Source organism: Magnetospirillum sp. (assembly GCA_027532905.1).
Taxonomy (GTDB): Bacteria; Pseudomonadota; Alphaproteobacteria; order CACIAM-22H2; family CACIAM-22H2; genus Tagaea.
In genome coordinates this window covers 1,264,479-1,289,687 of sequence record JAPZUA010000001.1, presented here as the reverse complement: position 1 = coordinate 1,289,687, position 25,209 = coordinate 1,264,479, and the positions used below count along the sequence as shown (strand labels likewise).

Genomic DNA, 25,209 nt, shown 5'->3' with positions numbered 1-25,209 from the left:
GCTTCAGCCCTGCAGGGCGCGCCACATCTCTTTGTCGCGCTGGGCCGTCCAGATGCGCGGATGGGCAAGGCCCTTGGCCTCGTCGTAGGCGCGGCTCACGCAGAACGGCATGCAATGGTCGAAGATCACCCATCTGCCGTATTTGGGCGCCATCGCCTTGTAGGTCGCGGCATAGACCGCGTTCAGCGTTTTTCCGGCCTTCACGCCCTTCTTGGCGTGCGCCAGAAGCTCCTGCACGAACAGGCGCGTGCCCGCGATGGCTTTCTTCGACGCGGCCGCGTTCGTGAGTGCGGCCCCGCGGCCGGGTACGAGCTTCTGCGGCTTCAGCGCCAAAAGCGCGTCGAGCGTGGCGGGCCACTCGGCCAATTGCGCATCGCCGCAATAGGGTGTCGCACCCTCTTCGACGAGATCGCCCGCAAACAGGATGCGGTCCTTGGGCAACCACACCACGCTGTCGCCGCGCGTATGCCCGCCGCCGCCGGGCTGCAGGATCTGCACTTCGAGTTTGCCGAGATAAAGCGTGAGCGCCTTGTCGAACACGATTGTGGGCCATGTGAGGCCCGGCACGCTGTCCGCATTGCGGAACAGGCGCGGGAAGCGGCCCACCTCCGATTTCCAATCCTGCTTGCCGCGTTCTTTGATCATCTCCAAGGTCGGGCGCGAGGCGATCACGTGTTCGGCACCGTAACCCGACGCACCCAGCACGCGCACCGCGTGGTAGTGCGTGAGCACCACGTATTTGACCGGCTTGTCGGTGACTTTGCGGATGTAGCGCACGAGGTCTTGCGCCATCTCAGGCGTGGCGCGCGCGTCGATCACCATGCAGCAATCGTCGCCGACGACCACGCCCGAATTGGGATCGCCCTCGGCCGTCAGGCAATAGGCGTTGGGGCCGAGCTTTACGAAGCTTTCGCGCTTGTCTTCGAGATCGGCGGTCGATGCAAAGGCCTTGGCCATGATGGTCTCTCCCCGTTTTCTTTTCAGCCGCGGCCGCGATAGGGGGCAACCCCCTGCTCGGGCAGCCACAGGCCCTTGGGCAGTTTGCCGGTTTGCCAGAATACGTCGATCGGCATGCCGCCGCGCGGATACCAATAGCCGCCGATGCGCAAGTATTTCGGATCGAGCAGGCCCGCAATGCGTTTGCCGATGTCGATCGTGCAGGCTTCGTGGAACGCACCATGGTTGCGGAAGCTTTGCAGATAGAGCTTCAGCGACTTCGATTCGACGAGGAATTTGCGCGGCACATAATCGAGCACCAGATGCGCAAAATCCGGCTGGCCGGTCATCGGGCACAGCGACGTGAATTCGGGCGCCGTGAAGCGCACGAGATAGTCGGTGCCTGCATGCGGATTGGCCACGCGCTCGAGCAAAGCCGCTTCCGGCGACGCCGGTATGGCGGCCTCTTTGCCGAGCTGCTTCAAACCCGCATAGATGTTCTTAGCCATCGTCTTTTTCCCCGTCTTTATCCGCGTTCGTCAATCCCTGCCGCGCCCAAAACTCGCGCCGGTATTCGGCAAGCCGCCCCAGCACGATCGCGGCGCGCAGGTCGCGCATCAGATCTTGGTAATAGGCAAGATTATGCCATGTCAGCAGCATCGGCCCCAATATTTCGCCCGCACGGATGAGATGGTGCAGATAGGCGCGGCTGAAGCGTTTGCAGGCCGGGCACGCGCACGCAGCGTCGATGGGCGCGTCGTCTTCGGCGAATTTGGCGTTGCGCAGATTGAGCGTGCCGTTGCAGGTAAAGGCTTGGCCGGTGCGGCCCGAGCGCGTGGGCAACACGCAGTCGAACATGTCCACGCCAAGCGACACGGCCGCCACAATGTCCTGCGGCTTGCCCACGCCCATCATGTAGCGCGGCCGGTGCTGCGGCAAAAACGGCTCGGTTGCAGCCAGCGTTTCTTCGCGCTCGTGCTTGGGCTCGCCCACTGCCAACCCGCCGATCGCGTAGCCGTCGAAGCCGATGTCGGCCAGCGTCTTCGCACTCTCTTCGCGAAGATCGGCGTAGGTCGAGCCCTGCACGATGCCGAAGATCGCGTAGCCGGGCCGTTCGACGAACGCGTCGCGGCTGCGCTTGGCCCAGCGCATCGACAGCTGCATCGATTTTGCCGCGACGTCGTGCGTGGCCGGATAGGGCGTGCATTCGTCGAACGCCATCGTGATGTCGGAATCGAGCAGATGCTGGATCTGGATCGACCGTTCGGGCGTGAGCGTGTGTTTGCTGCCGTCGAGATGCGAATTGAACGTGACCCCCGTCTCGTCCATCTTGCGCAAGCCCGACAACGAAAACACCTGGTAGCCGCCGCTATCGGTCAGGATCGGCTTGTGCCAATCCATGAAGGGATGCAAGCCGCCGCGCGCGGCCACACGCTCAGCGCCGGGTCGCAGCATCAGATGGTAGGTGTTGCACAGCAGAATCTCGGCACCCGTGGCGGCCACGCTGTCCGGCATCATGGCTTTGACGGTGGCGGCCGTACCCACCGGCATGAAGGCCGGCGTTTCGATCGAGCCGCGAGAGGTATTTACGCGGCCGCGGCGCGCGCGCCCGTCTTGGGCCAACAGGTCGAAGGAAAATCGCTTGGTCATGCGCGCTCCAGAAGCGTTGCGTCGCCGTAGCTGAAAAACCGATAGCGCTCGGCGATCGCGTGCGCGTAGGCGGCCTGCATGCGTGCGAGGCCTGCAAATGCCGAGACGAGCATGAACAAGGTCGATTTCGGTAGATGGAAATTGGTGAACAGCAGATCGACCGCGCGAAAACGGAAGCCCGGCAGGCAGAAGAGCTGCGTTTCGCCTGCCCATGGCACCAGTTTTCCGTCGTTGTCCTTGGCGACCGTCTCGAGGAGGCGCAACGGCGTGGTGCCGACCGCAACGATGCGTCCGCCCTTCGCACGCGTTTCTTCGATGGCCGCGATCGCAGAGGCGGTGACCTCGCCCCATTCGGCATGCATCGTGTGGTCGGTGACGTTTTCCGTCTTCACCGGCAGAAACGTGCCGGCCCCGATATGTAGCGTGAGCGCCGTGCGGCCAATGCCGCGTGCGGCCAACGCATCGAGCAAAGCGGGCGTGAAATGCAGGCCCGCGGTCGAGGCGGCAACCGCCCCGTCCTTGGTGGCCCAAACGGTCTGGTAATCGCTTTCGTCCTGGCGCTCAGGCGTCGCACGCTTGATGTAGGGCGGCAGTGGTACGGCCCCGTGCTGCTCGAGCGCTGCCATCAAAGCGGGGCCTTCATGCGAGAACGCAACGCCGATATCGCCGCTGTCGGATTTGTCGACGACGTCGGCCCAGAAGCCGTCGGCGAACACAAGGCGGTCGCCGATTTTGAGGCGCTTTGAACCTTTGGCAAAAGCGCGCCACGTGTTCGCATCGATGTTTTTGTGCAAGGTGATTTCGACGCGCGCGGCGCCGCGCTGGCCGATGAGGCGGGCTTTGAGCACGCGCGTGTCGTTGTAGACCAACAAATCGCCGGGTCGCAGCAGATTGGGCAGATCGCGGATCGTGCGGTCGGCCAACTGCGCGCCCACCTGCAGCAGGCGGGCGGCGTCGCGCGGGCTTGCCGGGCGTTGGGCGATCAGCGCCTCGGGCAGGTCGAAATCGAAATCGGCGAGCTTCAAAAACAATTCCTCAAGACAGGTCCCATTCGGCGCGCACGGCGGCGTCGGTTTCGCAGACCTGTCGCGTTCGCGCAAGGGCTGCGAAAACGGGTATTTCGAGCAGGCAACGCAATGCCCACGCCGCCATCGCGCGTACGAGCGGCGAGGGGTCGTCGAGCAACTCTTGTGCGCAAGCTGCAAGCTCGGGCTTGCCGCTGTTGCCGATCGCGATCAGCACGTTGCGCACGAAGCGGTCGCGGCCGATGCGTTTGACAGGCGAGCCGGAGAAGAGCGCGCGAAACGCCGCATCGTCGAGCTTCGCGAGACTGGCGAGCGTGGGGGCGGCCAAATCGGCGCGCGCGCGGAAATCAGCGAGGCCGGTGGGTTTGGCGAATTTGTTCCACGGGCACACGGCAAGGCAATCGTCGCAGCCATAGATACGATTGCCCATGGCAGCACGGAATTCGCGCGCGATATGGCCTTTATATTCGATACTGAGATAGGAAAGGCACCGGCGCGCATCGAGCTGGTAGGGGGCCGGGAAAGCGGCCGTCGGGCAGATATCGAGGCAGGCACAGCAAGCCCCGCAATGGTCGCTGTCGGCGGCATCCGGGGCAAGTTCGAGCGTGGTGAACACGGCCCCCAGAAAAAGCCACGAGCCGAATTCGCGCGACACGAGATTCGTGTGTTTGCCCTGCCAGCCGAGGCCGGCCGCTTGCGCCAGCGGCTTTTCCATGACCGGGGCCGTGTCGACGAACACTTTGCAGTCGCCGCCTTGCGTAGCGCATAGCCAGCGCCCCAGCGCTTTCAGCCGCTTTTTGAGCGTGTCGTGATAGTCGCGATGGCGCGCATAGACCGAAATTACCGCGCGGTCCTTGTGCAATAGATCGTCGAGCGGATTGTGGTCGGGGCCGTAATTAGCGGCGAGCACGATCACGCTTTTTGCTTCCGCCCACAAAGTCTGGGGATCGCCCCGCCGGTCGGCATGGGTTTCCATCCACCCCATGTCGCCGTGCCGTCCGGCGGCCAGAAACGCCGCAAGCCCGGCCTTTGCTTGCGGCAAAGCGGTGGCGGCGGCAAAGCCGACGGCATCGAAGCCCAGCGTCAAGGCCTGGGTGCGGATCGCGGTCGCGTCGGGGCTCGGCATTAGGGTTGCGGCAGGCCTTGCAAGAGGGCGCGGATCGGTGGGATTCTTGCATGGATTGGGGTCCAATTGGCAAACGAGGCTTGAGCTTGAGCGACACGATTCGATTTTTGTTGGGCGACCAGCCGGTCGAGATCGCCGATTGCGATCCGAACCTGACGGTTCTGGAATGGTTGCGCGGGGCCGGTGGGCGCTGCGGCACCAAAGAAGGCTGCGCCGAGGGCGATTGCGGCGCCTGCACTGTGGTGCTGGCCGAGCCCGATTCGGCGGGCGGGCTTGCCTACCGTTCGGTCAATTCCTGTATCCAGTTCGTCGGCACGCTCGATGGCACCCAGCTCCTCACGGTCGAAGATCTCAAACAGGGCAGCACGCTGCATCCTGTGCAGCAGGCGATGGTCGACCAGCACGCCTCGCAATGCGGCTTCTGCACGCCGGGCTTCGTGATGAGCCTGTTCAAGCTCTATCGCGACTATGACGGCCCGTTGCCGCCGTCGCGCGAAACGTTGGACCGGGCCCTTGGCGGCAATCTCTGTCGCTGCACGGGCTACCGCTCGATCCTCGAAGCGGCCGGGCGCATGTTCCAAAGCCCGCGCCCCGATGCGTTCGATGCCAAACGCGACGCGACTTTGGCTGCGTTGGCAAAGCTCGCGCGCAAATCCGGTCTTGCCTATCGCGATCGGTTTTTCGCACCCGCAAGCGTCGCCGAGCTGCAAAACTTGCTCGGCAAATATCCTGCCGCGCGTATCCTCTCGGGCGGCACGGATTTGGGCCTGGAAGTGACCAAGGCGCATCGCTCGCTCGAGACGATCATCTATCTCGGGCGCGTGGCCGAGTTGGCGACCGTCTCGCGCAGCGCCAGCCATCTGACGGTCGGCGCTGCCGCAACCTGGACAAACGCCGCGCGCGAACTTGTGGCGATTTGGCCGGGCCTCGACGAAATCATGGCGCGCTTTGCAGGCCCGCCGATCCGCAATGCGGGGACTGTCGGCGGCAATATTGCGAACGCCTCGCCCATCGGCGACGGGCCGCCGATCTTCTTGGCGCTCGATGCCGAGATCGAATTGCTGGGACCCGCGGGCACAAGACGCCTGAAGCTCGCCGATTTTTTCCTCGATTATCGCAAGACCGCGCGCGCACCTGGCGAGATCGTGGCGGGTTTGCATGTGCCGCTGCCCAAGCCCGGCACGTTGTTCGCGGCCTACAAAGTTTCGAAGCGTCTCGACGACGACATCTCGGCCGTGTGCGGCGTGTTGGCACTCGAAATCGCTAACGGGAAAATCGTGCAGGCGCGCGCGGCCTTTGGCGGCATGGCGGCGATCCCGAAGCGTGCGCCTGCATGCGAAGCCGTTCTGCTCGGCCAAGTCTGGTCGCTCGAAACCGCCAAGGCGGCGGGTGCCGCTTTGGCGAAAGATTTTGTACCGATCGACGATATGCGCGCCTCGGCTGCCTATCGCTTGAAGGTTGCAGCCAATCTCCTGCAGCGTTTCTGGTTCGAAACCGCAACCCAAACGGATGTACGCGCGGTGCATTATGCTTGAAACGTACAAGACCGTCGGCAAACCCATTGCACACGACAGTGCGGCCAAACAGGTCGCCGGCGAAGCGCTTTATATCGACGATATTCGTGCACCTGAAGGCACCTTGCACGCCTATTGCGTGCTGAGCACCAAGGCGCATGCGCGCATTGTAGCGGTCGATCTTGCGGCCGCACGCGCCTATCCGGGCGTGGGTGCGGCGATTTCGGCCGCCGACATTCCAGGCAAAAACGAGGTTGGCCCGATCTACAAGGGCGAGCCGTTTTTGGCGCAAGGTATCGTCGAATATATCGGCCAGCCCGTGGTTGCGATTGCGGCAAGTTCGATCAAGATCGCGCGCGAAGCAGCGAAGCGCGTGCGCATCGTCTACGAAGATCTGCCGCCGGTGCTGACGATCGAAGACGCGCTCGCCAAAGAATTCTACGTCGCCAAGCCCTACCAGATGAAAACCGGCGATGCGGCCGCGGCTTTGGCGGCCGCACCGCACCGCCTCAAAGGCACTTTCGCCAATGGGGCGCAGGACCATTTTTATCTCGAAGGGCAGATCGCCCTTGCCGTGCCGCAAGAGGGCGGCGAGATGGCGATCTGGTCGTCCACGCAGCACCCCACCGAAGTGCAGAAGATGGTGGCGGGTGCGCTTGATCTGCCGGCCAACGCCGTCACCTGCGAATTGCGGCGCATGGGCGGCGGGTTCGGCGGCAAGGAAACGCAGCCTGCGATCATCGCCTGCATTGCGGCGGTGCTGGCCTACACGGCGAAGCGGCCGGTCAAATACCGAGTGGATCGCGACGACGATTTTATGATGACCGGCAAGCGCCACGATTTTCTCGTGCGCTACGAGGTCGGTTACGACGACGGCGGCCGCCTGCTCGCCCTTGATATTTCCTTTGCCGCGCGCGGCGGCCATGTGGCGGACCTCACCACGTCGATCGTGGACCGCGCCCTTTTCCATACCACGAACTGCTATTTCGTGCCGCATGTGACGGCGACGGGTTATTCGTGCAAGACGCACACGCAGTCCAACACGGCATTTCGCGGCTTCGGCGGCCCGCAAGGTATGCTTGCGGCCGAGCATGTGGTGGACCGCGTGGCGCGGCGCTTGGGCAAAGATCCGCTCGCCCTGCGCCAGCTCAATTTCTTCGGACAGGCCCCGCGCGACGTCACGCATTACGGCCAGCGCGTCGATGACTTCGTGGCCGACAAAATCGTGGCCGAACTTGCCGCCGATGTGGGTTATGCCGAGCGTCGCAAAGCTATCGACGCGTTCAACGCGAATTCGCCCGTGCTGAAGAAGGGGCTCGCGTTGACGCCGGTGATGTTCGGCGTGTCCTTCACGGCGATCCAGTTCAACCAGGCGGGCGCCCTCGTGCATGTCTATACCGACGGCTCGATTGCGCTCAACCACGCCGGTACGGAGATGGGCCAGGGGCTGCACACCAAAATCTGCCAGATTGTGGCCGACGAATTCGCGGTGCCGCTCGAGACCGTGCGCATCGCCGCCACCAACACCGGCAAAGTGCCGAATACGTCGGCGACGGCGGCGTCGGCGGGCTCCGACCTCAACGGCAAAGCCGCCCAAGCCGCCGCGCGCACGATCAAAGCGCGCATCGCGCAGCATCTCGCGGGGGCGGCCGGTCTGCCCGAATCGGACGTGCTGTTTGCGGGCGGCCAAGTGCAGGTGGGCGCAGCCTCACTGTCGTTCAAAGAGGCGGTGCAGAAGGCCTACAATGCGCGCATCCAATTGTCGGCGACGGGATTTTATCGCACGCCCAAAATCCATTTCGACCGAGCCACAGCCAAGGGCCGCCCTTACTATTACTTCGCCTACGGGGCCGCCTATGTCGAAGCGACGATCGACACGCTGACCGGCGAGTATGCGTTCGACCGTGCCGAGTTGCTGCACGATGCCGGGCGCTCGCTCAACCCCGCCATCGATTTGGGCCAGGTCGAAGGCGGCTTCGTGCAGGGCATGGGCTGGCTTACGACCGAGGAAATCTGGTTCGATGCGAGCGGGCGTCTGCGCACGCACGCACCCTCGACCTACAAAATCCCGATCGCGCGCGATTTGCCGCGCCAGTTCCGCGCGCGCCTGTGGGCGGCGGGCGAAAACCGCGAAGATTCGATCCACCGTTCGAAGGCCGTCGGCGAGCCGCCTTTGATGCTCGGCAACGCCGCGTTTTTCGCGTTGCAGGATGCGGTCGCGGCGGCAGTGCCTGGCCGCGAAGCAATGCTGATCGCACCGGCGACGCCCGAGCGCGTGCTGATGACGATTGCGTCGGCCGCACCATGACGCTGCTGCAAGTCCCCAGCGACGATTGGCTTGGCGCGCTTGCAAGCGCGCGTGCGCAAGGGTTTGGCACGACACTCGTGACCATCCTCGAAACGGAAGGCTCGGCCCCGCGCGAGGGCGGCACGAAAATGCTGGTCACTTCCGACGGTCAAACCGGTTCGATCGGCGGCGGGCATCTCGAGCTCAAAGCGCTCGAAAAAGCACGCGTGTTGCTGGCCGATGCGGCGGCCCGTCCGCAGATCGAGCGCTACGCGCTGGGGCCGGCGCTCGGCCAATGCTGCGGCGGCTCGGTTACGCTGCTGTTCGAGCCGTTTGCGGCGGCCGCGTGGAACGTCTGGATTTTCGGCGCGGGGCACGTGGGCAAGGCGCTTGTGCATCAATTGGCGGGCCTGCCGCTGCGCGCCGTCCTCGCCGATGCGCGGCCCGAGCAGTTCCCCGACGCGCTCCCCGCCAACTGCACGAAGCTCGTCGAGTCCGTGCTCGAAGATGCGGTCAAAGACGTGCCGCCGGGGGCTGCCGCCCTTGTGATGACGCACAGCCACGATCTCGACCTCATCCTCGTCGAGCGGCTCTTGCGGCGCGGCGATCTTGCTTACGTCGGGCTGATCGGCTCGGCTTCCAAACGCAAACGCTTCGAAGCGCGCCTGTCGGCCAAGGGCGTCGATTGGAGAAAACTCGTCTGCCCGATCGGACTGCCCGAGATCGACGACAAACATCCGCACGCGATCGCGATCGGCGTTGCCGCACAGCTCTTGAAGCACCGGGCGGCCAGCACAGAAGCCGTCCGCCCGGCACCGGAATTGACTTCCGTTAGATCGCCGCGATAACCGCGATTTCCACGAGATATTGCGGGCCGGCAAGCTTGGCTTCGACGGTGGCACGCGCGGGCGTGTGGCCGGCAACGACCCAGCCATCCCACACCGCATTCATGTCGGCAAAGCTGCGCATGTCGGCAAGCCAGATATTGGCCGACAGGAGCTTGGTCTTGTCGGTCGCGGCCATCGCCAGTAACTCGTCGATTTGGGCGAGGATCTGTTGCGTCTGTTTCTTGACGTCCGCCACGGGGTCGGCGGCGACTTGGCCTGCGACATAGACGGTCGAGCCATGCACAGTCGCCTGGCTCATGCGTGCGCCAGGCTTCAGATATTTGACGGTCATCGGAAAAACCTTTGTTACGTGGTGCCTTCTTGGCCGCGCGTTGCCCAGCCGGTGAAATGCTGCTCGAGCAGCACCGTCACGGCATACATGACGACGCCCATCACGGCAATCACCAGAAGCCCTGCGAACACCAGCGGCACGTCGAAGCGCGAGGAGGCCGCGATCATCAGATAGCCAATACCCTCGTTCGAGGCGACGGTTTCGGCCACGACCGAGCCCACAAAGGCAAGCGTGATCGAGACTTTGAGCGAGGCGAAGAAATAGGGCAGCGAGCGCGGAATGCCTACCTTCCACAGGATCTGCATCTTGCGCGCGCCCAGCGAGCGCAGCACGTCGCGCATCTCGGGCTCGATCGTGGCAAGCCCGGTCGCGACGTTCACGGCAATGGGCAGGAATGCGATCATGAACGCGGTCAAAATGGCAGGTACGGCACCGATGCCGAACCAAATCACCAGCACGGGGACCACGGCCACTTTCGGCACCGAGTTGAAGCCGATCAGCACCGGATAGAGGCCGGCATAGACGACGCGCGAAGCGCCGATCAAAAGGCCGATGGCCATACCGACGACCACCGCGATGCCGAAGCCGATCATCGTGGTGGTGAGCGTGAAGGCGGCGTTGTGCCAGATCGGGCCCCAGCGCAGCACGAGCGTATCGAAAATGATGCTCGGGCGCGGCAGGATGAAGACAGGGATCTTGAAGGCGATGCAGGCGATTTCCCAGAACACAAACAGGCCCACCACCGTCGCAATGGGGGTCACGTAGACGATCATTTTGTCTTTGTTCATGGCGGGGGAACTCGCAAAGCCAAGAGTGCACGGACGGAAAGACCAAGCGATGCAACGGCCATTCCAGATTCCAACCCGTTGATCTCGCTGGATTTGCGGGTTGAGCTGCCCAAATTTTAGGCGATTCTGCTGGAATTGCGCAAGGTTCTTGCGGGCTCGGCGCGACGCGGGCTAGCAAGGGGCATGCAGATGGTTGAAATCGGGCCCGCTTTTGTAATCGCGTTCGGCTGTGGCCTTGCCGGTGCTGCGGCGATGGCGCGCCTGCGTCTGCTCGTCGACAAACCGAACGCGCGCTCCTCGCATATCCTGCCGACCCCGCGCGGCGGCGGGATTGGCCTCGTCGTCGGCGTCGTGGCGGGCTGCTTGTGGTTGGGGGCGGAGAGTGCCTGGGTCGGGCTTGGCGCCGGTGCCTTGGTGGCAGCCGTGGCCGGGCTTGCCGACGATGCGCGCGCGCAAGGGGCGTTCATCAAATTCGGCGCGCAGTTTCTGGCAGCTGGTCTGGCGATGGCGGGCGGGGCGGTGTTCGGGATCGTGCATGTGCCGGGGATCGGGCCTGTCGATCTCGGCGTGTTTGCAGGCCCGGTCACGTTCCTTTGGTTTGTCGGCCTTACCAACGCCTACAATTTCATGGATGGGCTCGATGCGTTGGCCGCCTCGACGGGGGCGGTTGCGGCCCTGTTTGCAGGCTGCGTGCTCGCGATCGACGGGCATCACGCCATTGCGGGGCTTGCCTTCGTGCTTGCGGCCGCGTGCTTGGGTTTTCTGCCGCTCAATTGGCCGCGCGCGCGCGTTTTCATGGGCGACGTGGGCTCGCAGTTTCTGGGTTTCGCCTTTGCGGGGCTCGGCGTGCTCGCCGCCAATGCCGACTCAAGCGGCCAGCTTTTCTGGCTGGTTCCGCTGCTGCTCATGCATTTCCTGTTCGACACGATGCTGACCGCCGCACGCCGGGCGGCGGCGGGCGAAAACGTGCTCGCCGCCCATCGCGGGCATCTTTACCAGCTTCTGAACCAGTCCGGCGTGTCGCACGGGCGCGTGTCGGCGTTGCTCGCCTGCTTTGCAGGTTTGCAAGGGCTTGCAGCTTTGTACCTGTCCACCAGCGTGGCCCTCGCCCTCCTTGCGGCGTTTGCGCTGCAGCTGGTTTACGCGCGCTTCGTGTTCAGCCGTGCGAGGGCGCAAACCCCATAGGCCGCATGCGCTCGACCGAGCGGGCCAGCGCCAGAATGTCTTCTTCGCGATGGCGGCGACCGACGATCTGCAAGCCCACCGGCAGCTGCGAAGCCGTCATGCCGCACGGCACCGAGATCGCGGGCAAGCCCACCATCGATACGAGGAAGGTGGGGGCGACCCAGTCGATATAGCTCGTGAGTTTTTTGCCTGCGATCGTCTCGGGATAATTCTGCTCGACGGGGAACGGGGCCACGGGCGAACACGGGCAGCACACGGCGTCGTAGGTCTCAAGCAGATCGGCCCAGATCTGCACCATGCGCGCACGCGCATGTTCGCCGGCCGCAATGTCCGTGGGGCCTTGTGCAAGCCCGCGCCTTATGTTGCCGGCGAGATTCGGATTGAAGCGTTCGACCAGATGCAGCCGGTCGAGATGCGAATGCACCATCCATTGGCCGCGCAACTGCAAGAAGGCTTCGCGCCCGAAGGCGAGATCCATGTCGGCCTGTTCGACGCGGGCACCCCAGGTGCCGATCTGGTAGGCGGCCGCCTTGCACAACGCCTCGACCTCCGCATCGACGCCGATGCGTGCGAAGTCGGCCACGTAGGCGATACGCATGCCCGCGACTTTGCCTTCGACGGCGGCGGGAAAATCGCGGCCGCCGAGCGGGAAGCTGCGCGCATCGCGCGGGCTTTCGCCGGCTATCGCCTGCAGCAGCAAGGCGCAGTCGGTGACGTTGCGCGCCATCGGCCCCGCGACCGACAGCATGTCGAACGCGCGTGCGGTCGGATAGACCGGGACCAAGCCCGGCGTGGGCCGCAAGCCGACCACGCCGCAGAAGGAAGCGGGCGTGCGCAGGCTGCCGCCGAGATCCGAGCCGTCGCTCAGCGCAATCATGCGCGCGGCAAGGGCAGCGGCTCCGCCGCCGGTCGAGCCCGAGGCCGACATTTGCGTGTTCCACGGATTGCGCGTGGCGCCGAACAGCGCGTTGACGGTGTTCGCACCGGCCGCATATTCGGGCGTGTTGGTCTTGCCGACGATCACGGCCCCGGCATCTTTGATGCGCGCGATCATGATGTGGTCTTGGGTCGGCACGTTGTCGGCCATCGTCGGCGAGCCGTATGTCGTTAGAATGCCGGCCGTCTGGTGCACGTCTTTGATGCCGATGGGAATGCCCGCAAGCGGGCCGGGATCGATGCCGGCCGCGACCTTGGCATCGACCGCCGATGCAGCTTCGCGCGCTTTGTCTTCGACGAGCGTGCAGATTGCGTTCAGCGTCGGGTTCTCGGTCGCGATGCGCGCCAAATGCGCTTCGAGCACCGTCGTCGCCGACAACGCCCCGGATTTGACGCGGGCGGCGATCTCGCCGGCGGACAGGCTGACGATCCAGGACTGGGACATGAAGGCGGCCTCGCTTTGCTCGAAACGGAAAGGGCGGGCGTGCGTCTTGCCTGCCCCGGACAGTTCCCGTACCTTCCGGCCATGCCTGATTCAAGTGCCGTTTTGCCCGCCCCGTTTTCGCAAGGCTGGCATTCTTCGACCTGCCCGCACGATTGCCCCAGCGTGTGCGCGCTGGAGGTCGAGCTGTTGGCCGAGGGCCGCATCGGCAAGGTGCGCGGCGCGCGCGCCAACGACTACACGGCCGGCGTTGTCTGCGCGAAGGTCGCACGCTATGCCGAGCGCCAGCACCATCCCGACCGGCTCTCGCAGCCGTTGCGCCGCATCGGCCCCAAGGGCGGCGGCCTTGCGGCTTTTGCGCCGATTTCGTGGGACGAAGCGCTCGACGAGACCGCCGAGCGCCTGAAAGCGGCTTCGGCCAAATATGGGCCCGAGACCGTGTGGCCCTATTTTTATGCCGGCACGATGGGGCTCGTGCAGCGCGACGGCATCGAACGCTTGCGCCACACGATGGGTTATTCGCGCCAATACTCGACCTTCTGCATCACCTTGCCCGATGCGGGCTGGAAGGCGGGGGCGGGCGTCAAGCGCGGCGTGGATGCGCGCGAGATCGCCGACAGCGATTTGGTGGTCGTGTGGGGCGGCAATCCTGTTTCGACGCAAGTCAACGTGATGACGCATATCGCGCGCGCACGAAAAGAGCGCGGTGCGAAGCTCGTCGTCGTCGATGCGTATATGACCGGGACGGCCCAGCAGGCCGATCTAGCCTTGATCGTGCGGCCGGGCACGGATGCGGCGTTGGCACTTGGCGTGATGCATGTGCTGTTCGCCGAGGGTTTTGCCGACCGCGCCTACATGGCTAAATACACGAAGGGCGCGGCCGAGCTTGAAGCGCATGTCGCGGCCAAAACGCCCGAATGGGCGGCCGCGATCTGCGGCGTGCCGGCCGACACGATCCGCGAATTTGCGCGCCTGTTCGGGCGCACCAAGCGCAGCTACATGCGCATGGGCTACGGTTTTGCGCGCCATCGCAACGGGGCGTCGTCGATGCATGCGGCAAGCTCGCTTGCAGCCGTCACGGGGGCGTGGGCGCATCGCGGCGGCGGGGCGATGTACGGGCAGTCGGGCCTGTACAAGCTCGACAAGACGATGATCGAAGGGCTCGACCGGCTCGACCCGAATGTGCGGGTCCTCGACCAGAGCCGCATCGGCGCGGTGCTGACGGGCAATCCTGCCGATCTCGGATCGGGTCCGCCGGTCACGGCGCTGTTTGTGCAGAACACGAACCCGATGAACGTCGCCCCCGATCTAGCGAAGGTGCGCGCCGGCTTCGGGCGCGACGATCTGTTCGTTTGCGTGCACGAGCAGTTTTTGACCGACACCGCACGCCAGGCCGATATCGTGCTGCCGGCCACGACCTTCCTCGAGCACGACGATCTTTATACGGCGAGCGGCCACACCTATCTGCAGGTCGCGCGCAAAATCGTCGAACCTTATGCGCAGTGCCAGCCCAATCATTGGGTGTTGCAGCAATTGGCCAAGCGCCTGGGTGCCGTGCATCCGGGCTTCGAGATGAGCGAATGGGAGCTCATCGACTGGACGCTGAAGGCCTCGGGCCATCCGGGTGCAGCCGAGATTCACGCCAAGCGCTGGCACGATTGCGCACCCTCGTTCGAGACCGGCCATTTTCTCGACGGGTTCGGCCATGAAGACGGCAAATGGCATTTCACGGCGGATTGGGCCGCGATCGGCCCTGAATGGGCGGGCATGCCGAGCTTGCCCGACCAGATGGGCTTCGATGCGCCGAGCGCCGAGAAACCGTTCCGGCTTGTGGCAGCGCCCGCGCGCAGCTTCTTGAATTCGACCTTTACCGAAACGCCGGGCAGCCAAGCGCGCGAGGGCGCACCTGCCGCGTTGATCCATCCTGCAGATCTTGCGGAACTTGGGCTCGCGGACGGGGCGCAAGTGCGCCTCGGCAATGCACGTGCGAATGTGCGCGTGGCGGCCAAAGCGTTCGACGGGCTCGTGCGCGGCACGGTCGTCGTCGAAAGCATTTGGCCGAACGGGGCTTATGCCGAGGGGCTCGGCATCAACGCGCTCACGGCCGCCGATCCGGGCTTCCCAGCCGGCGGTGCCGTGTTCCACGACACCGCCATTTGGGTAAGGCCCGCGTAGGCTTTAGAGTGTAGCCATGCCGCCGTCGACGATGATTTCGGCACCCAGCATGAAGCGCGATTCGTTCGAAGCCAGGAACACAACCGTATCGGCGATTTCGACCGGCTGGCCGAAGCGCTTAAGCGGCACTTGGTTGCGAATGCCTTCGGCTATGCCGGCAACGACGTCGGCGGGCAGGCCGAGCTTGCCGTAGATCGGCGTTGCGATGGGGCCAGGGCTCACCGCGTTCACGCGAATGCCGCGACCTACCAGTTCGCCCGACAGCGTGCGCGCAAGGCTCAGGAACCCCGCCTTGCTGGCGGCATAGAGGCTGCTGTTGGGCATGCCGATATGCGCGTTGATCGAGGTATTCAGCACGATCGAGGCTTCGGCGCCGAAATGCGGCAGCAAGGCCTGGATCAGGAAATACGGGCCTTTGAGATTGGCGCCGATCTGGCGGTCGAAATCGGCTTCGGAAAAGCTATCGAACGGGCCGAACAGGCCGATCCCGGCATTGACGAACAGCACGTCGAGCTTACCGAATTCGGCGGCGACATCGGTAGCCAGTTTCTTTTGCGCGGCGACGTCGCCCGCATCGGCGCGCAATGCGACGACATTGCCGCCGAGCGACTTCTTGGCGTCGGCCAAGCGGCCTGCGTCGAGACCCGTGATCGCGACCTTGGCCCCTTCTTCGAGAAACCGGCGCGCGGTTTCGTAGCCAATGCCGGTGGTGCCGCCGGTGATCAAGGCGGTTTTGCCTTCGAGTCGTTTCATCAGTTTTCTCCTTGCGGGAAATCGGTGGATTATGTATCGTTCGGTATAAATAAGAAGGCGCCATTGCGGCGTCAAGCTTATTTTTACCGATAGGTACAAAATGCCGGCAGGCCGCCCGCGAAGCTTCGATACCGACGCCGCCCTCGACGCGGCGATGAATGTTTTTTGGCAGTATGGTTACGAGGGTGCCTCGCTCGACCTGCTGACCCGGGAGATGCAGATCAACCGGCCGAGCCTCTACGGCGCGTTCGGCGACAAGGCCGATCTGTTCGAAAAAGCGATCGCGCGGTACCAGGAAAAGCATGCCGGGCCGAATCTGCGCGTGCTGGCGCAAGCGCCCAATTTGGAAGCCGCGCTTGCCGATTTTTTCGCCGCTTCTTTGCGTCTCGTTGCTGGCAAATCGACGCCGCGCGGGTGCCTGGTTGCCTGCGTTCTGGCCGATGCGAGCGCCAACGATCCGCGCTGGCGCCGCCTGATGGCCACGACTGCGGCGGCCGGTCGCGCCCAGTTCGCGACGGCGCTGGAACGGTTTGTGCCGCCCAAGACCGCGCGGCGCCTCGGCAATCTGCTCGCGGTCTGCGTGCCGGGGCTGGCGGTTCTGGCCCGCTCGGGGGCCTCGGCACAGGAGCTGGCCGAAGCCTGCGAGGTTGCGCGTGCCGCCTGCGGCTCTGTTGGCATGGAAACTGCTTAAATATAACCGTTGTCGCAAGATTTACGCCCGTGTTCATACTCGAACACCGCGTTTCTTGGCGGACAGGTTTCTCCCCAACTTTGGGCCGGCGCTTTTTGCGTCGGCCTTTTTCTTTTTGTGCCACCCTATAGAAGAGAAACAACGGCACGATAGAGTGCGCTCCGATGGCTTGGACCGAAAAACCCCCCGCGACAATTGTTGCCCTTGCGGATTTAGCACCGCTGTTGCGCACCGACTCCGCCAAATTTTTGGCCTCGGGCTATGCGAAGTTGCTGGCAGCTGCTGGCGGCGCCATTCCGTCCAAAGCAAGCCTCGATCTGTCGCCGATCGCGCGAATGCTGGCAGATGTTGCATTGGTCGCAATCGAAGCCCCCGACCGCTGCATCTTTCGGCTGGTCGGCGAGAACCTCAAAAACCGCATGGGCTTCGATCCGACGAATCTCAACTACTACGATCTCGTGCCCGACATCCGCCGCAGTTATGCCCAGCGCGCCATGAACATGGTGATCGGCCGCCCGATGGGTTTTCGCGCCGATATCACCCAGGTCTATTCGAGCGGCGAGGCGCTGACGATCGAAACGCTCGGCATGCCGCTCGCCTCGAACGAGTCGGGCGTCGAGGGCTTCATTCTGTTCGCCGACGAAGCGCAGTCGCGCTGGGACCGCCGCTTGGCGGCTGGTACCCGCCTCTTGGGGGCCAACGTGGTGCGTCGCGATCTTGTCGATATCGGCTTCGGCGTCGACGCGGATTTCCGCGACCTCGTCGAGACGTGAGTGCTGCCGCCTTGAAATAATGCTTGTGCGGCCACCGCGCGTCGGGGCAAATCTCGCGCACGTGTCGCTTTCTCTCTTTCGTGTGGATGGACCCAAAGCATGGCCGATGTCGTTGCGTTTCTGAAACTCACCTATGCGGGTGCGAACAAGATGCTGGCCGCCGCCGTGGCCAAGGCCGACGCGATGGCCGTGCCGCAATGCATTGCTATCGTCGACAATGGCGGCAATCTGCTGGCTTTTGCGCGCATGGACGGTGCGAAGCCCTTGTCGGTCGATTCGGCCACGCGTAAGGCGATCTCGGCCGCGTCGAGCCGCGCACCCACCGGCGGCATGGCCGAAGGGCTCGATATTCGCCTTGCCATCGCCACGCAAGGCAAGCTCCTGAACGTCAAAGGCGGCCTGCCGATCGTCGTCGACGGCCACACGATCGGCGGCATTGGCGTGGGTTCGGGTACGGGCGACCAGGATCTCGAAGTCGCCAAGGCCGGCGTTGCCGCACTTGCGGGTGCCAAGACCGATTTCTGATTAGGACTCTGCGGGCCGCAGGCGCTGCATCAGCAGCACCGCGGCCCCAAGGCCGAGGCCGGTCAGGTCGGTAACGGCACTCGGGAAGACGACGCAGGCGGCACCGGCAAGCAGCATGGTTTTCTCGAGCGCCGTGCAGCGGCGCAAGAAATAGCCGTGCAAGCCGCCTGCGAGCATTGCGATGCCGAGCGACGCCACCGCAAAGCCGCGCGCGATGTCGGCCCAGTCGCCGATCATCAGCAAGGCCGGTTCGTAGACGAACATGAACGGGACTACGAAGCCCGCAGCACCGATCTTCACGGCCGCCCAGCCCGATGCCCAAAGATCGGATTTGGCGAGGCTCGCGGCCGCGAACACGGCAAGCGCCACGGGCGGCGTGATCGCCGACAGAATGGCGAAATAGAACGCAAACATATGTGCGGCCGGTTCGACCACGCCGAGCTTCATGAGCGCCGGTACGAGCAGCGACACCATGATGATGTAGGCGGGCGTGGTCGGCATGCCCATGCCGAGCACGATGCCGGCCATCGCTGTCACCACGAGGGCCAGCAGCAGCGTGTTTTGGGCGAGGACCAGCACCCATTGCGTGAACTGGATGCCGATGCCCGTGAGCGCGATTACGCCGATCACGATGCCCGCACATGCGCACGCCATGGCGACCGACAATGCGTTTTTTGCTCCGTCGATGAGGGCGTCGAGCACATGCCACCAGCTCAAGCCTTCGCGCGTGTTCTTGCGCATCAGCGCCACGGGGAAGCACAGCAACGTGCCGACCAGGGCCGCGAGCGGCGAGGAATAGCCCGAAAACATCATGACCAGGATGGCGAGCACGGGGATGAACAGGTGGCCGCGCGCGCGCATCACGGCGCCCAGGCGCGGCGTTTCGGCGGCACTGAGACCCTTGAGCCCGTCGCGCTTGGCCTCGAAATGGACGGCACCGAAACACGCGACGTAGTAGAGGAATGCCGGGATCAGCGCCCACAGCGTGACCTGGAAATAGGTCGTCTGCAGATATTCGGCCATCACGAAGGCGGCAGCCCCCATGATCGGCGGCATGATCTGGCCGCCCGTGGACGCAACGGCCTCGATCCCGGCCGCAAAATGCGGCTTGAAGCCCGAGCGCTTCATGAGCGGGATCGTGATCGGCCCGTCGACCATCACGTTGGCCACGGCCGAGCCCGAAATCGTGCCGAACAGCGAGGACGACACGACCGAAACCTTGCCGGGTCCGCCCGCCTGCCGCCCGGTCAAGGCGAGCGCAAAATCCATGAAGAGCTGGCCCGTGCCCGTGCGCTCCATGAACGAGCCGAACAGCACGAAGATCAGGACGAACGCCGCCGACACACCCAAGGTCGAGCCGAAAATCCCCTCGGTGGTCAGGTACGTTTGGTCGAGAAACGCGTCGAACGAGATGTTCGTGAACACAAGGCAATAGCCCATGAAGGCCATCGCCGTGATCGGCAAGGCCCAGCCGATCACCCGGCGCGTGGCTTCCATCACGAGCACGATCGCCAGCACGGCCATCGCTTTGTCCATGCTCGTCGGGTCGTCGATGTAGGGGATGCGGTTGATGAGGTAGCGGTAATTGACCCACAGATAGCCGATGAAGACGATGCTGCCCGCGATGCACAGCCAATCGAGCAGGCCGGGCGTTTTTGCGTCGTCTTTGGCCGCCAGCGGATAGAGCAGAAAGACGAGCACCATCGCAAACATCAAGTGCCCGCCGCGGAAGAACAAAGCTTCGGGCGGGGCCGCGACGATCACCCACATATGCCACAGCGACATGGCTGCACCGATGGCGCCGACCAGCAGCGCCACCGCGCGCGCATAGCTCATGTTCTGCATTGTGTTTTCGTCGACCCCGCCCGTTCGCCGTCGTTTCGCCTACATGCGCACGCCGGCCTCGCGATAGAAGCGCACCGCGCCCGGATGGAAGCGCACGCCGATATCTTCGGCCATCATCGCCGGCGTCACGTTTTCCATCGCTTTGTTGACCGCCGACAGGTCGCGCATATTGGCGGCGATCGTGCGCAGCATCGTGTAGACGCGGTCTTCGGGCAGTTTGCACGACACGATGAGGTGTGCGGCATAGCCGATCTGCGTGGCGGCCTGGGTTTGGCCCGGATAGGTGTTGGCGGGCAAGGTCACGGCCGTGTAGCCCGCATTGATTTTCTTCATCGGCTCGACGGCTTCTTTGAGGTCGAGCACGCGGATCTTGCGCGACGTCGCGAGATCCATGACCGACGAGGCCGGGATCGTGGTGCCGAGCGTGAAGGCCTGCGCATGGCCGTCTTTCAGCAGCGATACCGCGTCGTTGTAGGAGGGCAGAAAGTTGGTGCGCACGTCGGAATAGCTCAAACCCGCCACGCGCAGGATGTGCTGCGTGATGATCTCGGCCGTGTTGCCGCGCGTCTGCACGGCGATCGCCTTGCCTTTGAGATCCTTGAGGCTGTTGATGCCGGAATCCTCGTTGACCACGACCTGGAAATACTGCGGATAGAGCGAGGCGAGCTGGCACACATTCGTGGTCTTGCGCGGATAGGGCTCGGCCCCGTTTACGCCGTCCACGGTCGAAATCGAGTTGCCGAAGCCGATCTCGGCCTTGTCCTCGTCGATGCCGCGCACATTGGCGATACCGGCCCCCGGCAGCGTCTGGATCGAGAGGCCGGGGATCGCGTTCTCCCACAGATTTTTGAGCGCCCCACCGAGCGGCACCCACACCCCGCCTTGCGGCCCGGTCATCAGGCGATAGCTGTTGGCGGTTTGGGCGGAAGCGGCAGTCGCACAGAACAGAACGCCGACACTGACGGCCAGCGGAACCAAGCGGCGGATCATCGCGTTTCTCCCTTGATCGTTTTCGGCCCTCTTGCGGGGCACTGCAATCAAGTGAACACGATAATCCTGCCGTGCGTCAATGAATCTCCGGATCGGGGATGGGGGCCGTACCGCGCAAAAAGTCGAAATCGCAACCTTCGTTGGCTTGCGTCACATGGCGATGGTGCATCCAGCCGTAGCCACGCGGATAATGTTCGGGCGGCGTCTTCCAAGCGGCTTTGCGCGCCGCCATTTCGGCGGCCGAAATCTCGAGATCGAGCCGGCGCGCGGGCACGTCGAGCGAAACGATGTCGCCGTCTTTGACGAGCGCGAGCGGCCCGCCAAGGGCCGATTCGGGCGCGACATGCAGCACGCACGCGCCGTAGCTGGTGCCGCTCATGCGCGCATCCGAGATGCGCACCATGTCGCGCACGCCCGCTTCGAGCAGCTTTTTGGGAATCGGCAACTGGCCCCATTCGGGCATGCCCGGAGCCCCGAGCGGCCCCGCACTTTGCAGGATCAGCACCGAATCTTTCGTCGCCCCCAGATTGGGATCGTCGATGCGCGCGGCCATGTCGTTGTAGTTCTTGAACACGATCGCCGGTCCGCGGTGTTTGAGCAGATGCGGCTCGGCTGCCGGCGGCTTGATCACCGCCCCGCTCGGCGCCAAGCTGCCGCGTAGCACGGCAATGCCGCCTTCGGGCGCTGCCGGGTTGGCAAGCGTGCGAATCACGTCGTCGTTGTAGATCTCGGCCCCGGCGATGTTTTCACCGAGAGTCTTGCCGTTGGCGGTTATGCAGTCTTTGTGCAGGAACTTTTCGAGCTGGGCCAACAAGGCCGGTAGGCCGCCCGCATAGTAGAAATCTTCCATCAGATATTTGCCGCTCGGCCGCAGATTGGCGAGCACGGGCACGCGCTTGGCGAGCGCGTCGAACTTGTCGAGATCGAGTGCTGCCCCGATGCGCCCGGCCATCGCGATCAGATGGATGATCGAGTTGGTGGAACCGGCGAGAGCTGTCACGGTCATCACGGCGTTCTCGAACGCCGCCGTCGTCATGATGTCGCTGGGCTTGAGATCTTCCCACACCATCTCGACGATGCGCCGCCCGCAGGCGGCCGACATGCGCGGATGGTTCGAATCCGCCGCCGGGATCGAGCCGGCTCCTGGCAGCGTCATGCCGAGCGCTTCGGCCGCCGAGGCCAAGGTCGAGGCCGTGCCCATGGTCATGCAGGTGCCGAACGAGCGCGCGATGCCGTCTTCGATTTCGACCCAGGCTTTGTCGTCGATGTTGCCCGCACGCTTCTCGGCCCAATATTTCCACACGTCCGAGCCCGAGCCCAGCGTCTTGCCGTGCCAGTTGCCGCGCAGCATGGGCCCTGCGGGCAGGAAGATCGCGGGCAGGTTCATCGAAGCCGCCCCCATCAGCATCGCAGGCACGGTCTTGTCGCACCCGCCCATCAGCACCACGCCGTCGACCGGGTTGGCGCGCAGCAATTCCTCGACATCCATCGACATAAGATTGCGGTAGAGCATCGTCGTGGGCTTCATGAAGGGCTCGCCCAGCGACATGGCCGGCATCTCCAGCGGAAAGCCGCCGGCCTGGTAGATGCCGCGCTTCACGTCTTCGACGCGGGATTTGAAGTGGTGGTGGCAGGGATTGGCGTCGCTGAACGTATTGAGGATCGCGATGATCGGCTTGCCCGCATAATCCTCGGCCGAAAAGCCCATCTGCTTGGTGCGCGAGCGGTGCCCGAAGGAGCGCATGTCTTGCGCGCCGTACCAACGGTGCGAGCGCAGTTCTTCCGGCTTTTTCTTGTTGACGGCCATCTTGTTTCTCCCAACCTTCTTTGGAAGCAGCATGCGACGCCCTCTCCCGCCGCGTCAATCGATCCGGTAGAAAGAAACCATGAAAAATCTGCGAATCGACTCCGACCGTCTGTGGCAAAGCCTTATGGACATGGCGCGCATCGGCGCCACCCCCAAGGGCGGCGTATGCCGCTTGGCCTTGACCGATCTCGACCGGCAGGGGCGCGATCTGTTTGCGCAATGGGCGAAGTCCGTCGGCTGCACGGTCGAGATCGACCGCGTGGGCAACATGTTCGCGCGCAGGCCCGGCAAGCGCGCCGATCTGCCCGCCGTGATGACCGGCAGTCATCTCGACACGCAGCCCACCGGCGGCCGGTTCGACGGCGTGTACGGCGTGCTCGCGGGCCTCGAAGTGCTGCGCACGCTGGCCGACGCGAAGATTGAAACCGACCGCGCCATCGAAGTGGCCGTGTGGACCAACGAAGAAGGCTCGCGCTTTTCGCCGGCCATGATGGGCTCGGGCGTTTATGCGGGCGTGTTCGCAGCAGACGAGGTCGACGCCAAGCAAGACATCGACGGCGTGTCGTTCGCCCAAGCGCTCGACCGGATCGGCTATCGCGGGGCTGCCCCCGTCGGCGGCCGCGCAACGGCTGCGTATTTCGAAGCACATATCGAACAAGGCCCTATCCTCGAAGCCGAGAAAAAGACCATCGGTATCGTCACAGGTGCCCAAGGCCAGCGCTGGTACGAGGTCACGGTCGTCGGCCAGGAAGCGCATGCCGGTCCCACGCCAATGCGCCGACGCAAGGATGCGCTGGTGGGGGCCGCACGCATGATCGAGACGGTCAACGCGATCGGCTTCGAATTCCAGCCGTATGCGTGCGCCACCGTTGGCTTCATCCAATCTTCGCCCAACAGCCGCAACACGATTCCGGGCCGCGTATTCTTCACGGTCGATTTCCGCCATCCGGACGATAAGCGCCTGTCGGGTATGGATGCGGCCCTCAAAGAACGCTGTGCCGCGATCGCGGCATCTGCAGGGCTCGAACTCGATATCAAGGATTTCTGGTACTTCCCGCCCACACCGTTCGCGCCGAGCTTGGTCGATGCGGTGCGCCAAGGGGCGGCGATGTTCGATTATCCGGCGATGGAGATCGTGTCGGGTGCGGGGCACGATGCGGTCTATATGGCGCGCGTAGCACCCACCGCGATGATCTTCGTACCGTGCGTCGACGGTATCAGCCACAACGAGGTCGAGGACGCCAAGCCCGGCGATCTTGCGGCGGGCTGCAATGTGCTACTGCACGCGATCCTCGACGCGGCGAAGGCCTGATTGTCGTCCGACGCCTACAGCCTGCTGCGCGAGGGCGAGGCGTGCGTGAAGCGGCGCGATTTTGCGGCCGCACGAGCGATTCTGGCGCACGCGGCTGAGCTTGCGCCGACGATAGCCCCCATCCATTCGCTGCTGGGCCGCGCACTTCACGGGCTCGGCGATGCGACGGCGGCGGTTGCCTCTTATCGGCGCGCGCTCGAACTCAGTCCGCGCGCGGGCGACGTCGAGCGGCGCTTGGGCAATGCGCTGCTCGATCTCGAGCGCCCGGCCGAGGCGGTTGCAGCGTTCATGCGTGCGACCGCGCTGGGTCCCCGCGACGGCGGATCGTGGTACGGGCTCGGGACCGCGCGCGCCGAGTGCGACGACGTCGCGGGCGCCGCCGATGCCTTCGCGCGCTGGGGCGAATTGCCGAATCCGCCGGGCCTCGATCCGCATCTGCATTTCTCGGCAATCGCGCGCCAGATCCGGCTCGACGATGCGTTTTTCGCCGGCTTGTCGACGGATTCAGGCTCCGCCCCTGAGGGCAGCTATATCGGCGGCGACGCGCCCATCTTTTTTGCCGCGGCCGATGCGGGCTATGCGGCGCGCTTCGTCGATCTGCTGGCGGGCAATCTGGCCGCCCAAGCGCCGGGCATTGGCTTGCATCTGCACATCGTGAATTCGACGCCCGAATCTGAAGCGCGGCTTGCGCGGGTGCGCGATCTCACGCAAGGACATCTCGATCTTGCGATCACGCGCGAGACGACCGACCTTGCGCGATTTGCACCCGCCGACGGCGATCCGTTCTACGCTGCCAAGACCTACTATTCCTGCGCGCGCTTTCTCGTCCTGCCGCATCTGATGCGCCGCTATCGGCGACCCATCCTGGTCTGCGACATCGATCTTGCCCCCACGCGCGATCCGCGCGCTTGGCTCGACGATCTCGCGGCAGTCGATGCCGGGGCCAATGTAAAAATCCGCTACGATTTTGCCAACCGCCTGCTCGCGACGTTGGTCTATTTCGGCGATACGCAAGCTTCCTTGCGCTATGCCGATCTGGTGGCGGGTTATTGCCGTCATTTCCTCGAAAGCCGCCAAGCAACCTGGACGATCGACCAAGTGGCGCTGCATGCGGCGTGGCTCCATATGCGCCGCAACGGAATGTGGCGAAGCTTCCGCGAGTTTTCGCCCGAGACGATGAATTGGATGGACGATTCGTTTGCGCCCGAAGAAGCGGCCAAACGATTCTTGTTCGTATCGCTCTATTCGAGCGTGCCGAAAGTGTGAGCGC

Annotated in this window: 22 protein-coding genes; 10 read left to right on the top strand and 12 right to left on the bottom strand. The window is 64.2% G+C overall.

The window, feature by feature from the left end; translation table 11 throughout:
- Positions 1-3: 3 nt before the first annotated feature.
- From O9320_06230 to queG, 5 genes are read right to left on the bottom strand one after another with little or no spacing between them, the layout of a single operon-like run.
- Positions 4-957 carry an MBL fold metallo-hydrolase gene (locus O9320_06230; protein MCZ8310430.1) on the bottom strand — a complete coding sequence of 318 codons (954 nt, stop codon included), beginning with the start codon at positions 955-957 and terminating at the stop codon, positions 4-6.
- A 23-nt stretch (positions 958-980) separates the two neighbouring features.
- Positions 981-1,445, bottom strand: a complete 465-nt coding sequence (gene queF, locus O9320_06225) for a preQ(1) synthase (protein MCZ8310429.1) — start codon at positions 1,443-1,445, stop codon at positions 981-983.
- The gene (gene tgt / locus O9320_06220) at positions 1,438-2,586 is read right to left on the bottom strand and encodes a tRNA guanosine(34) transglycosylase Tgt (protein ID MCZ8310428.1); all 1,149 of its coding nucleotides are present in this window, start codon (positions 2,584-2,586) and stop codon (positions 1,438-1,440) included. Before tgt ends, queF begins: the two co-directional genes overlap by 8 nt.
- Entirely contained in the window at positions 2,583-3,611 is a 1,029-nt protein-coding gene (queA, locus tag O9320_06215) for a tRNA preQ1(34) S-adenosylmethionine ribosyltransferase-isomerase QueA (protein ID MCZ8310427.1), read from the bottom strand. Before queA ends, tgt begins: the two co-directional genes overlap by 4 nt.
- A gap of 10 nt (positions 3,612-3,621) precedes the next feature.
- Positions 3,622-4,737, bottom strand: coding sequence for a tRNA epoxyqueuosine(34) reductase QueG (gene queG, locus O9320_06210; protein MCZ8310426.1), 1,116 nt, complete (start codon positions 4,735-4,737; stop codon positions 3,622-3,624).
- 86 nt (positions 4,738-4,823) lie between these two features.
- Here queG and xdhA point away from each other — a divergent pair, with 86 nt between their 5' ends.
- From xdhA to xdhC, 3 genes are read left to right on the top strand one after another with little or no spacing between them, the layout of a single operon-like run.
- Positions 4,824-6,272, top strand: coding sequence for a xanthine dehydrogenase small subunit (gene xdhA / locus O9320_06205; GenBank protein ID MCZ8310425.1), 1,449 nt, complete (start codon positions 4,824-4,826; stop codon positions 6,270-6,272).
- Entirely contained in the window at positions 6,265-8,559 is a 2,295-nt protein-coding gene (gene xdhB / locus O9320_06200) for a xanthine dehydrogenase molybdopterin binding subunit (protein MCZ8310424.1), read from the top strand. Before xdhA ends, xdhB begins: the two co-directional genes overlap by 8 nt.
- A complete protein-coding gene (xdhC, locus tag O9320_06195) occupies positions 8,556-9,386 on the top strand; it encodes a xanthine dehydrogenase accessory protein XdhC (protein MCZ8310423.1) in 831 nt (276 codons plus the stop codon). The genes xdhB and xdhC overlap by 4 nt, the downstream gene beginning before the upstream one ends.
- On the opposite strand, the gene O9320_06190 is transcribed toward xdhC, so the two are convergent.
- On the bottom strand, positions 9,370-9,717 hold the full coding sequence (locus O9320_06190; protein ID MCZ8310422.1) for a RidA family protein: 348 nt from the start codon (positions 9,715-9,717) through the stop codon (positions 9,370-9,372). The genes xdhC and O9320_06190 overlap by 17 nt on opposite strands.
- 14 nt (positions 9,718-9,731) lie before the next feature.
- Positions 9,732-10,505, bottom strand: a complete 774-nt coding sequence (locus O9320_06185) for an ABC transporter permease (GenBank protein MCZ8310421.1) — start codon at positions 10,503-10,505, stop codon at positions 9,732-9,734.
- A gap of 189 nt (positions 10,506-10,694) precedes the next feature.
- On the opposite strand from O9320_06185, the gene O9320_06180 reads away from it, so the two are divergent.
- Positions 10,695-11,690 carry an undecaprenyl/decaprenyl-phosphate alpha-N-acetylglucosaminyl 1-phosphate transferase gene (locus tag O9320_06180; protein MCZ8310420.1) on the top strand — a complete coding sequence of 332 codons (996 nt, stop codon included), beginning with the start codon at positions 10,695-10,697 and terminating at the stop codon, positions 11,688-11,690.
- Here the strand turns inward: O9320_06180 and O9320_06175 are convergent.
- A complete protein-coding gene (locus O9320_06175; GenBank protein MCZ8310419.1) occupies positions 11,662-13,071 on the bottom strand; it encodes an amidase in 1,410 nt (469 codons plus the stop codon). The genes O9320_06180 and O9320_06175 overlap by 29 nt on opposite strands.
- An 81-nt stretch (positions 13,072-13,152) precedes the next feature.
- On the opposite strand from O9320_06175, the gene O9320_06170 reads away from it, so the two are divergent.
- Entirely contained in the window at positions 13,153-15,243 is a 2,091-nt protein-coding gene (locus tag O9320_06170; protein ID MCZ8310418.1) for a molybdopterin-dependent oxidoreductase, read from the top strand.
- Between the two features lie 3 nt (positions 15,244-15,246).
- Here O9320_06170 and O9320_06165 read toward each other — a convergent pair whose 3' ends face one another.
- Positions 15,247-15,996 carry an SDR family oxidoreductase gene (locus O9320_06165; GenBank protein MCZ8310417.1) on the bottom strand — a complete coding sequence of 250 codons (750 nt, stop codon included), beginning with the start codon at positions 15,994-15,996 and terminating at the stop codon, positions 15,247-15,249.
- Positions 15,997-16,096: 100 nt separating this feature from the next.
- Between O9320_06165 and O9320_06160 the strand changes: the two genes are divergently transcribed.
- The 3 genes from O9320_06160 (at position 16,097) to O9320_06150 (ending at position 17,985) form a co-directional block, all read left to right on the top strand.
- On the top strand, positions 16,097-16,687 hold the full coding sequence (locus O9320_06160) for a TetR/AcrR family transcriptional regulator (protein MCZ8310416.1): 591 nt from the start codon (positions 16,097-16,099) through the stop codon (positions 16,685-16,687).
- Positions 16,688-16,851: 164 nt separating this feature from the next.
- Positions 16,852-17,460, top strand: a complete 609-nt coding sequence (locus O9320_06155; GenBank protein ID MCZ8310415.1) for a PAS domain-containing protein — start codon at positions 16,852-16,854, stop codon at positions 17,458-17,460.
- Between the two features lie 99 nt (positions 17,461-17,559).
- Complete coding sequence (locus O9320_06150; GenBank protein MCZ8310414.1) at positions 17,560-17,985, top strand: heme-binding protein; 426 nt, start codon at positions 17,560-17,562, stop codon at positions 17,983-17,985.
- On the opposite strand, the gene O9320_06145 is transcribed toward O9320_06150, so the two are convergent.
- The 3 genes from O9320_06145 to araD all read right to left on the bottom strand — a co-directional run bounded on the left by O9320_06145 (position 17,986) and on the right by araD (position 22,627).
- Positions 17,986-19,830, bottom strand: a complete 1,845-nt coding sequence (locus O9320_06145) for a TRAP transporter permease (GenBank protein MCZ8310413.1) — start codon at positions 19,828-19,830, stop codon at positions 17,986-17,988.
- Positions 19,831-19,869: 39 nt separating this feature from the next.
- Positions 19,870-20,820 carry a TAXI family TRAP transporter solute-binding subunit gene (locus O9320_06140; GenBank protein MCZ8310412.1) on the bottom strand — a complete coding sequence of 317 codons (951 nt, stop codon included), beginning with the start codon at positions 20,818-20,820 and terminating at the stop codon, positions 19,870-19,872.
- 76 nt (positions 20,821-20,896) lie between these two features.
- Positions 20,897-22,627 (bottom strand): L-arabinonate dehydratase, encoded by a 1,731-nt coding sequence (gene araD / locus O9320_06135; GenBank protein ID MCZ8310411.1) that lies wholly within the window; start codon positions 22,625-22,627, stop codon positions 20,897-20,899.
- A gap of 79 nt (positions 22,628-22,706) precedes the next feature.
- Here araD and O9320_06130 point away from each other — a divergent pair, with 79 nt between their 5' ends.
- Both O9320_06130 and O9320_06125 read left to right on the top strand, forming a co-directional pair.
- A complete protein-coding gene (locus O9320_06130; GenBank protein ID MCZ8310410.1) occupies positions 22,707-23,939 on the top strand; it encodes a Zn-dependent hydrolase in 1,233 nt (410 codons plus the stop codon).
- Positions 23,940-25,205: a tetratricopeptide repeat protein gene (locus tag O9320_06125; GenBank protein MCZ8310409.1), complete on the top strand. Its 1,266-nt coding sequence runs from the start codon at positions 23,940-23,942 to the stop codon at positions 25,203-25,205.
- Positions 25,206-25,209: the final 4 nt, after the last annotated feature.

What these genes read in the sequence shown, in the direction of transcription:
- O9320_06130 (MCZ8310410.1), top strand. Translation starts at nt 22,707, where the DNA reads ATGAAAAATCTGCGAATCGACTCCGACCGTCTGTGGCAAAGCCTTATG.
- O9320_06160 (MCZ8310416.1), top strand. Translation starts at nt 16,097, where the DNA reads ATGCCGGCAGGCCGCCCGCGAAGCTTCGATACCGACGCCGCCCTCGAC.
- O9320_06170 (MCZ8310418.1), top strand. Translation starts at nt 13,153, where the DNA reads ATGCCTGATTCAAGTGCCGTTTTGCCCGCCCCGTTTTCGCAAGGCTGG.
- tgt (MCZ8310428.1), bottom strand. Translation starts at nt 2,586, where the DNA reads ATGACCAAGCGATTTTCCTTCGACCTGTTGGCCCAAGACGGGCGCGCG.
- O9320_06190 (MCZ8310422.1), bottom strand. Translation starts at nt 9,717, where the DNA reads ATGACCGTCAAATATCTGAAGCCTGGCGCACGCATGAGCCAGGCGACT.
- xdhC (MCZ8310423.1), top strand. Translation starts at nt 8,556, where the DNA reads ATGACGCTGCTGCAAGTCCCCAGCGACGATTGGCTTGGCGCGCTTGCA.
- O9320_06165 (MCZ8310417.1), bottom strand. Translation starts at nt 15,996, where the DNA reads ATGAAACGACTCGAAGGCAAAACCGCCTTGATCACCGGCGGCACCACC.
- O9320_06185 (MCZ8310421.1), bottom strand. Translation starts at nt 10,505, where the DNA reads ATGAACAAAGACAAAATGATCGTCTACGTGACCCCCATTGCGACGGTG.
- O9320_06180 (MCZ8310420.1), top strand. Translation starts at nt 10,695, where the DNA reads ATGGTTGAAATCGGGCCCGCTTTTGTAATCGCGTTCGGCTGTGGCCTT.
- O9320_06230 (MCZ8310430.1), bottom strand. Translation starts at nt 957, where the DNA reads ATGGCCAAGGCCTTTGCATCGACCGCCGATCTCGAAGACAAGCGCGAA.
- O9320_06145 (MCZ8310413.1), bottom strand. Translation starts at nt 19,830, where the DNA reads ATGCAGAACATGAGCTATGCGCGCGCGGTGGCGCTGCTGGTCGGCGCC.
- O9320_06155 (MCZ8310415.1), top strand. Translation starts at nt 16,852, where the DNA reads ATGGCTTGGACCGAAAAACCCCCCGCGACAATTGTTGCCCTTGCGGAT.
- xdhB (MCZ8310424.1), top strand. Translation starts at nt 6,265, where the DNA reads ATGCTTGAAACGTACAAGACCGTCGGCAAACCCATTGCACACGACAGT.
- queF (MCZ8310429.1), bottom strand. Translation starts at nt 1,445, where the DNA reads ATGGCTAAGAACATCTATGCGGGTTTGAAGCAGCTCGGCAAAGAGGCC.
- queG (MCZ8310426.1), bottom strand. Translation starts at nt 4,737, where the DNA reads ATGCCGAGCCCCGACGCGACCGCGATCCGCACCCAGGCCTTGACGCTG.
- araD (MCZ8310411.1), bottom strand. Translation starts at nt 22,627, where the DNA reads ATGGCCGTCAACAAGAAAAAGCCGGAAGAACTGCGCTCGCACCGTTGG.
- O9320_06140 (MCZ8310412.1), bottom strand. Translation starts at nt 20,820, where the DNA reads ATGATCCGCCGCTTGGTTCCGCTGGCCGTCAGTGTCGGCGTTCTGTTC.
- O9320_06175 (MCZ8310419.1), bottom strand. Translation starts at nt 13,071, where the DNA reads ATGTCCCAGTCCTGGATCGTCAGCCTGTCCGCCGGCGAGATCGCCGCC.
- O9320_06150 (MCZ8310414.1), top strand. Translation starts at nt 17,560, where the DNA reads ATGGCCGATGTCGTTGCGTTTCTGAAACTCACCTATGCGGGTGCGAAC.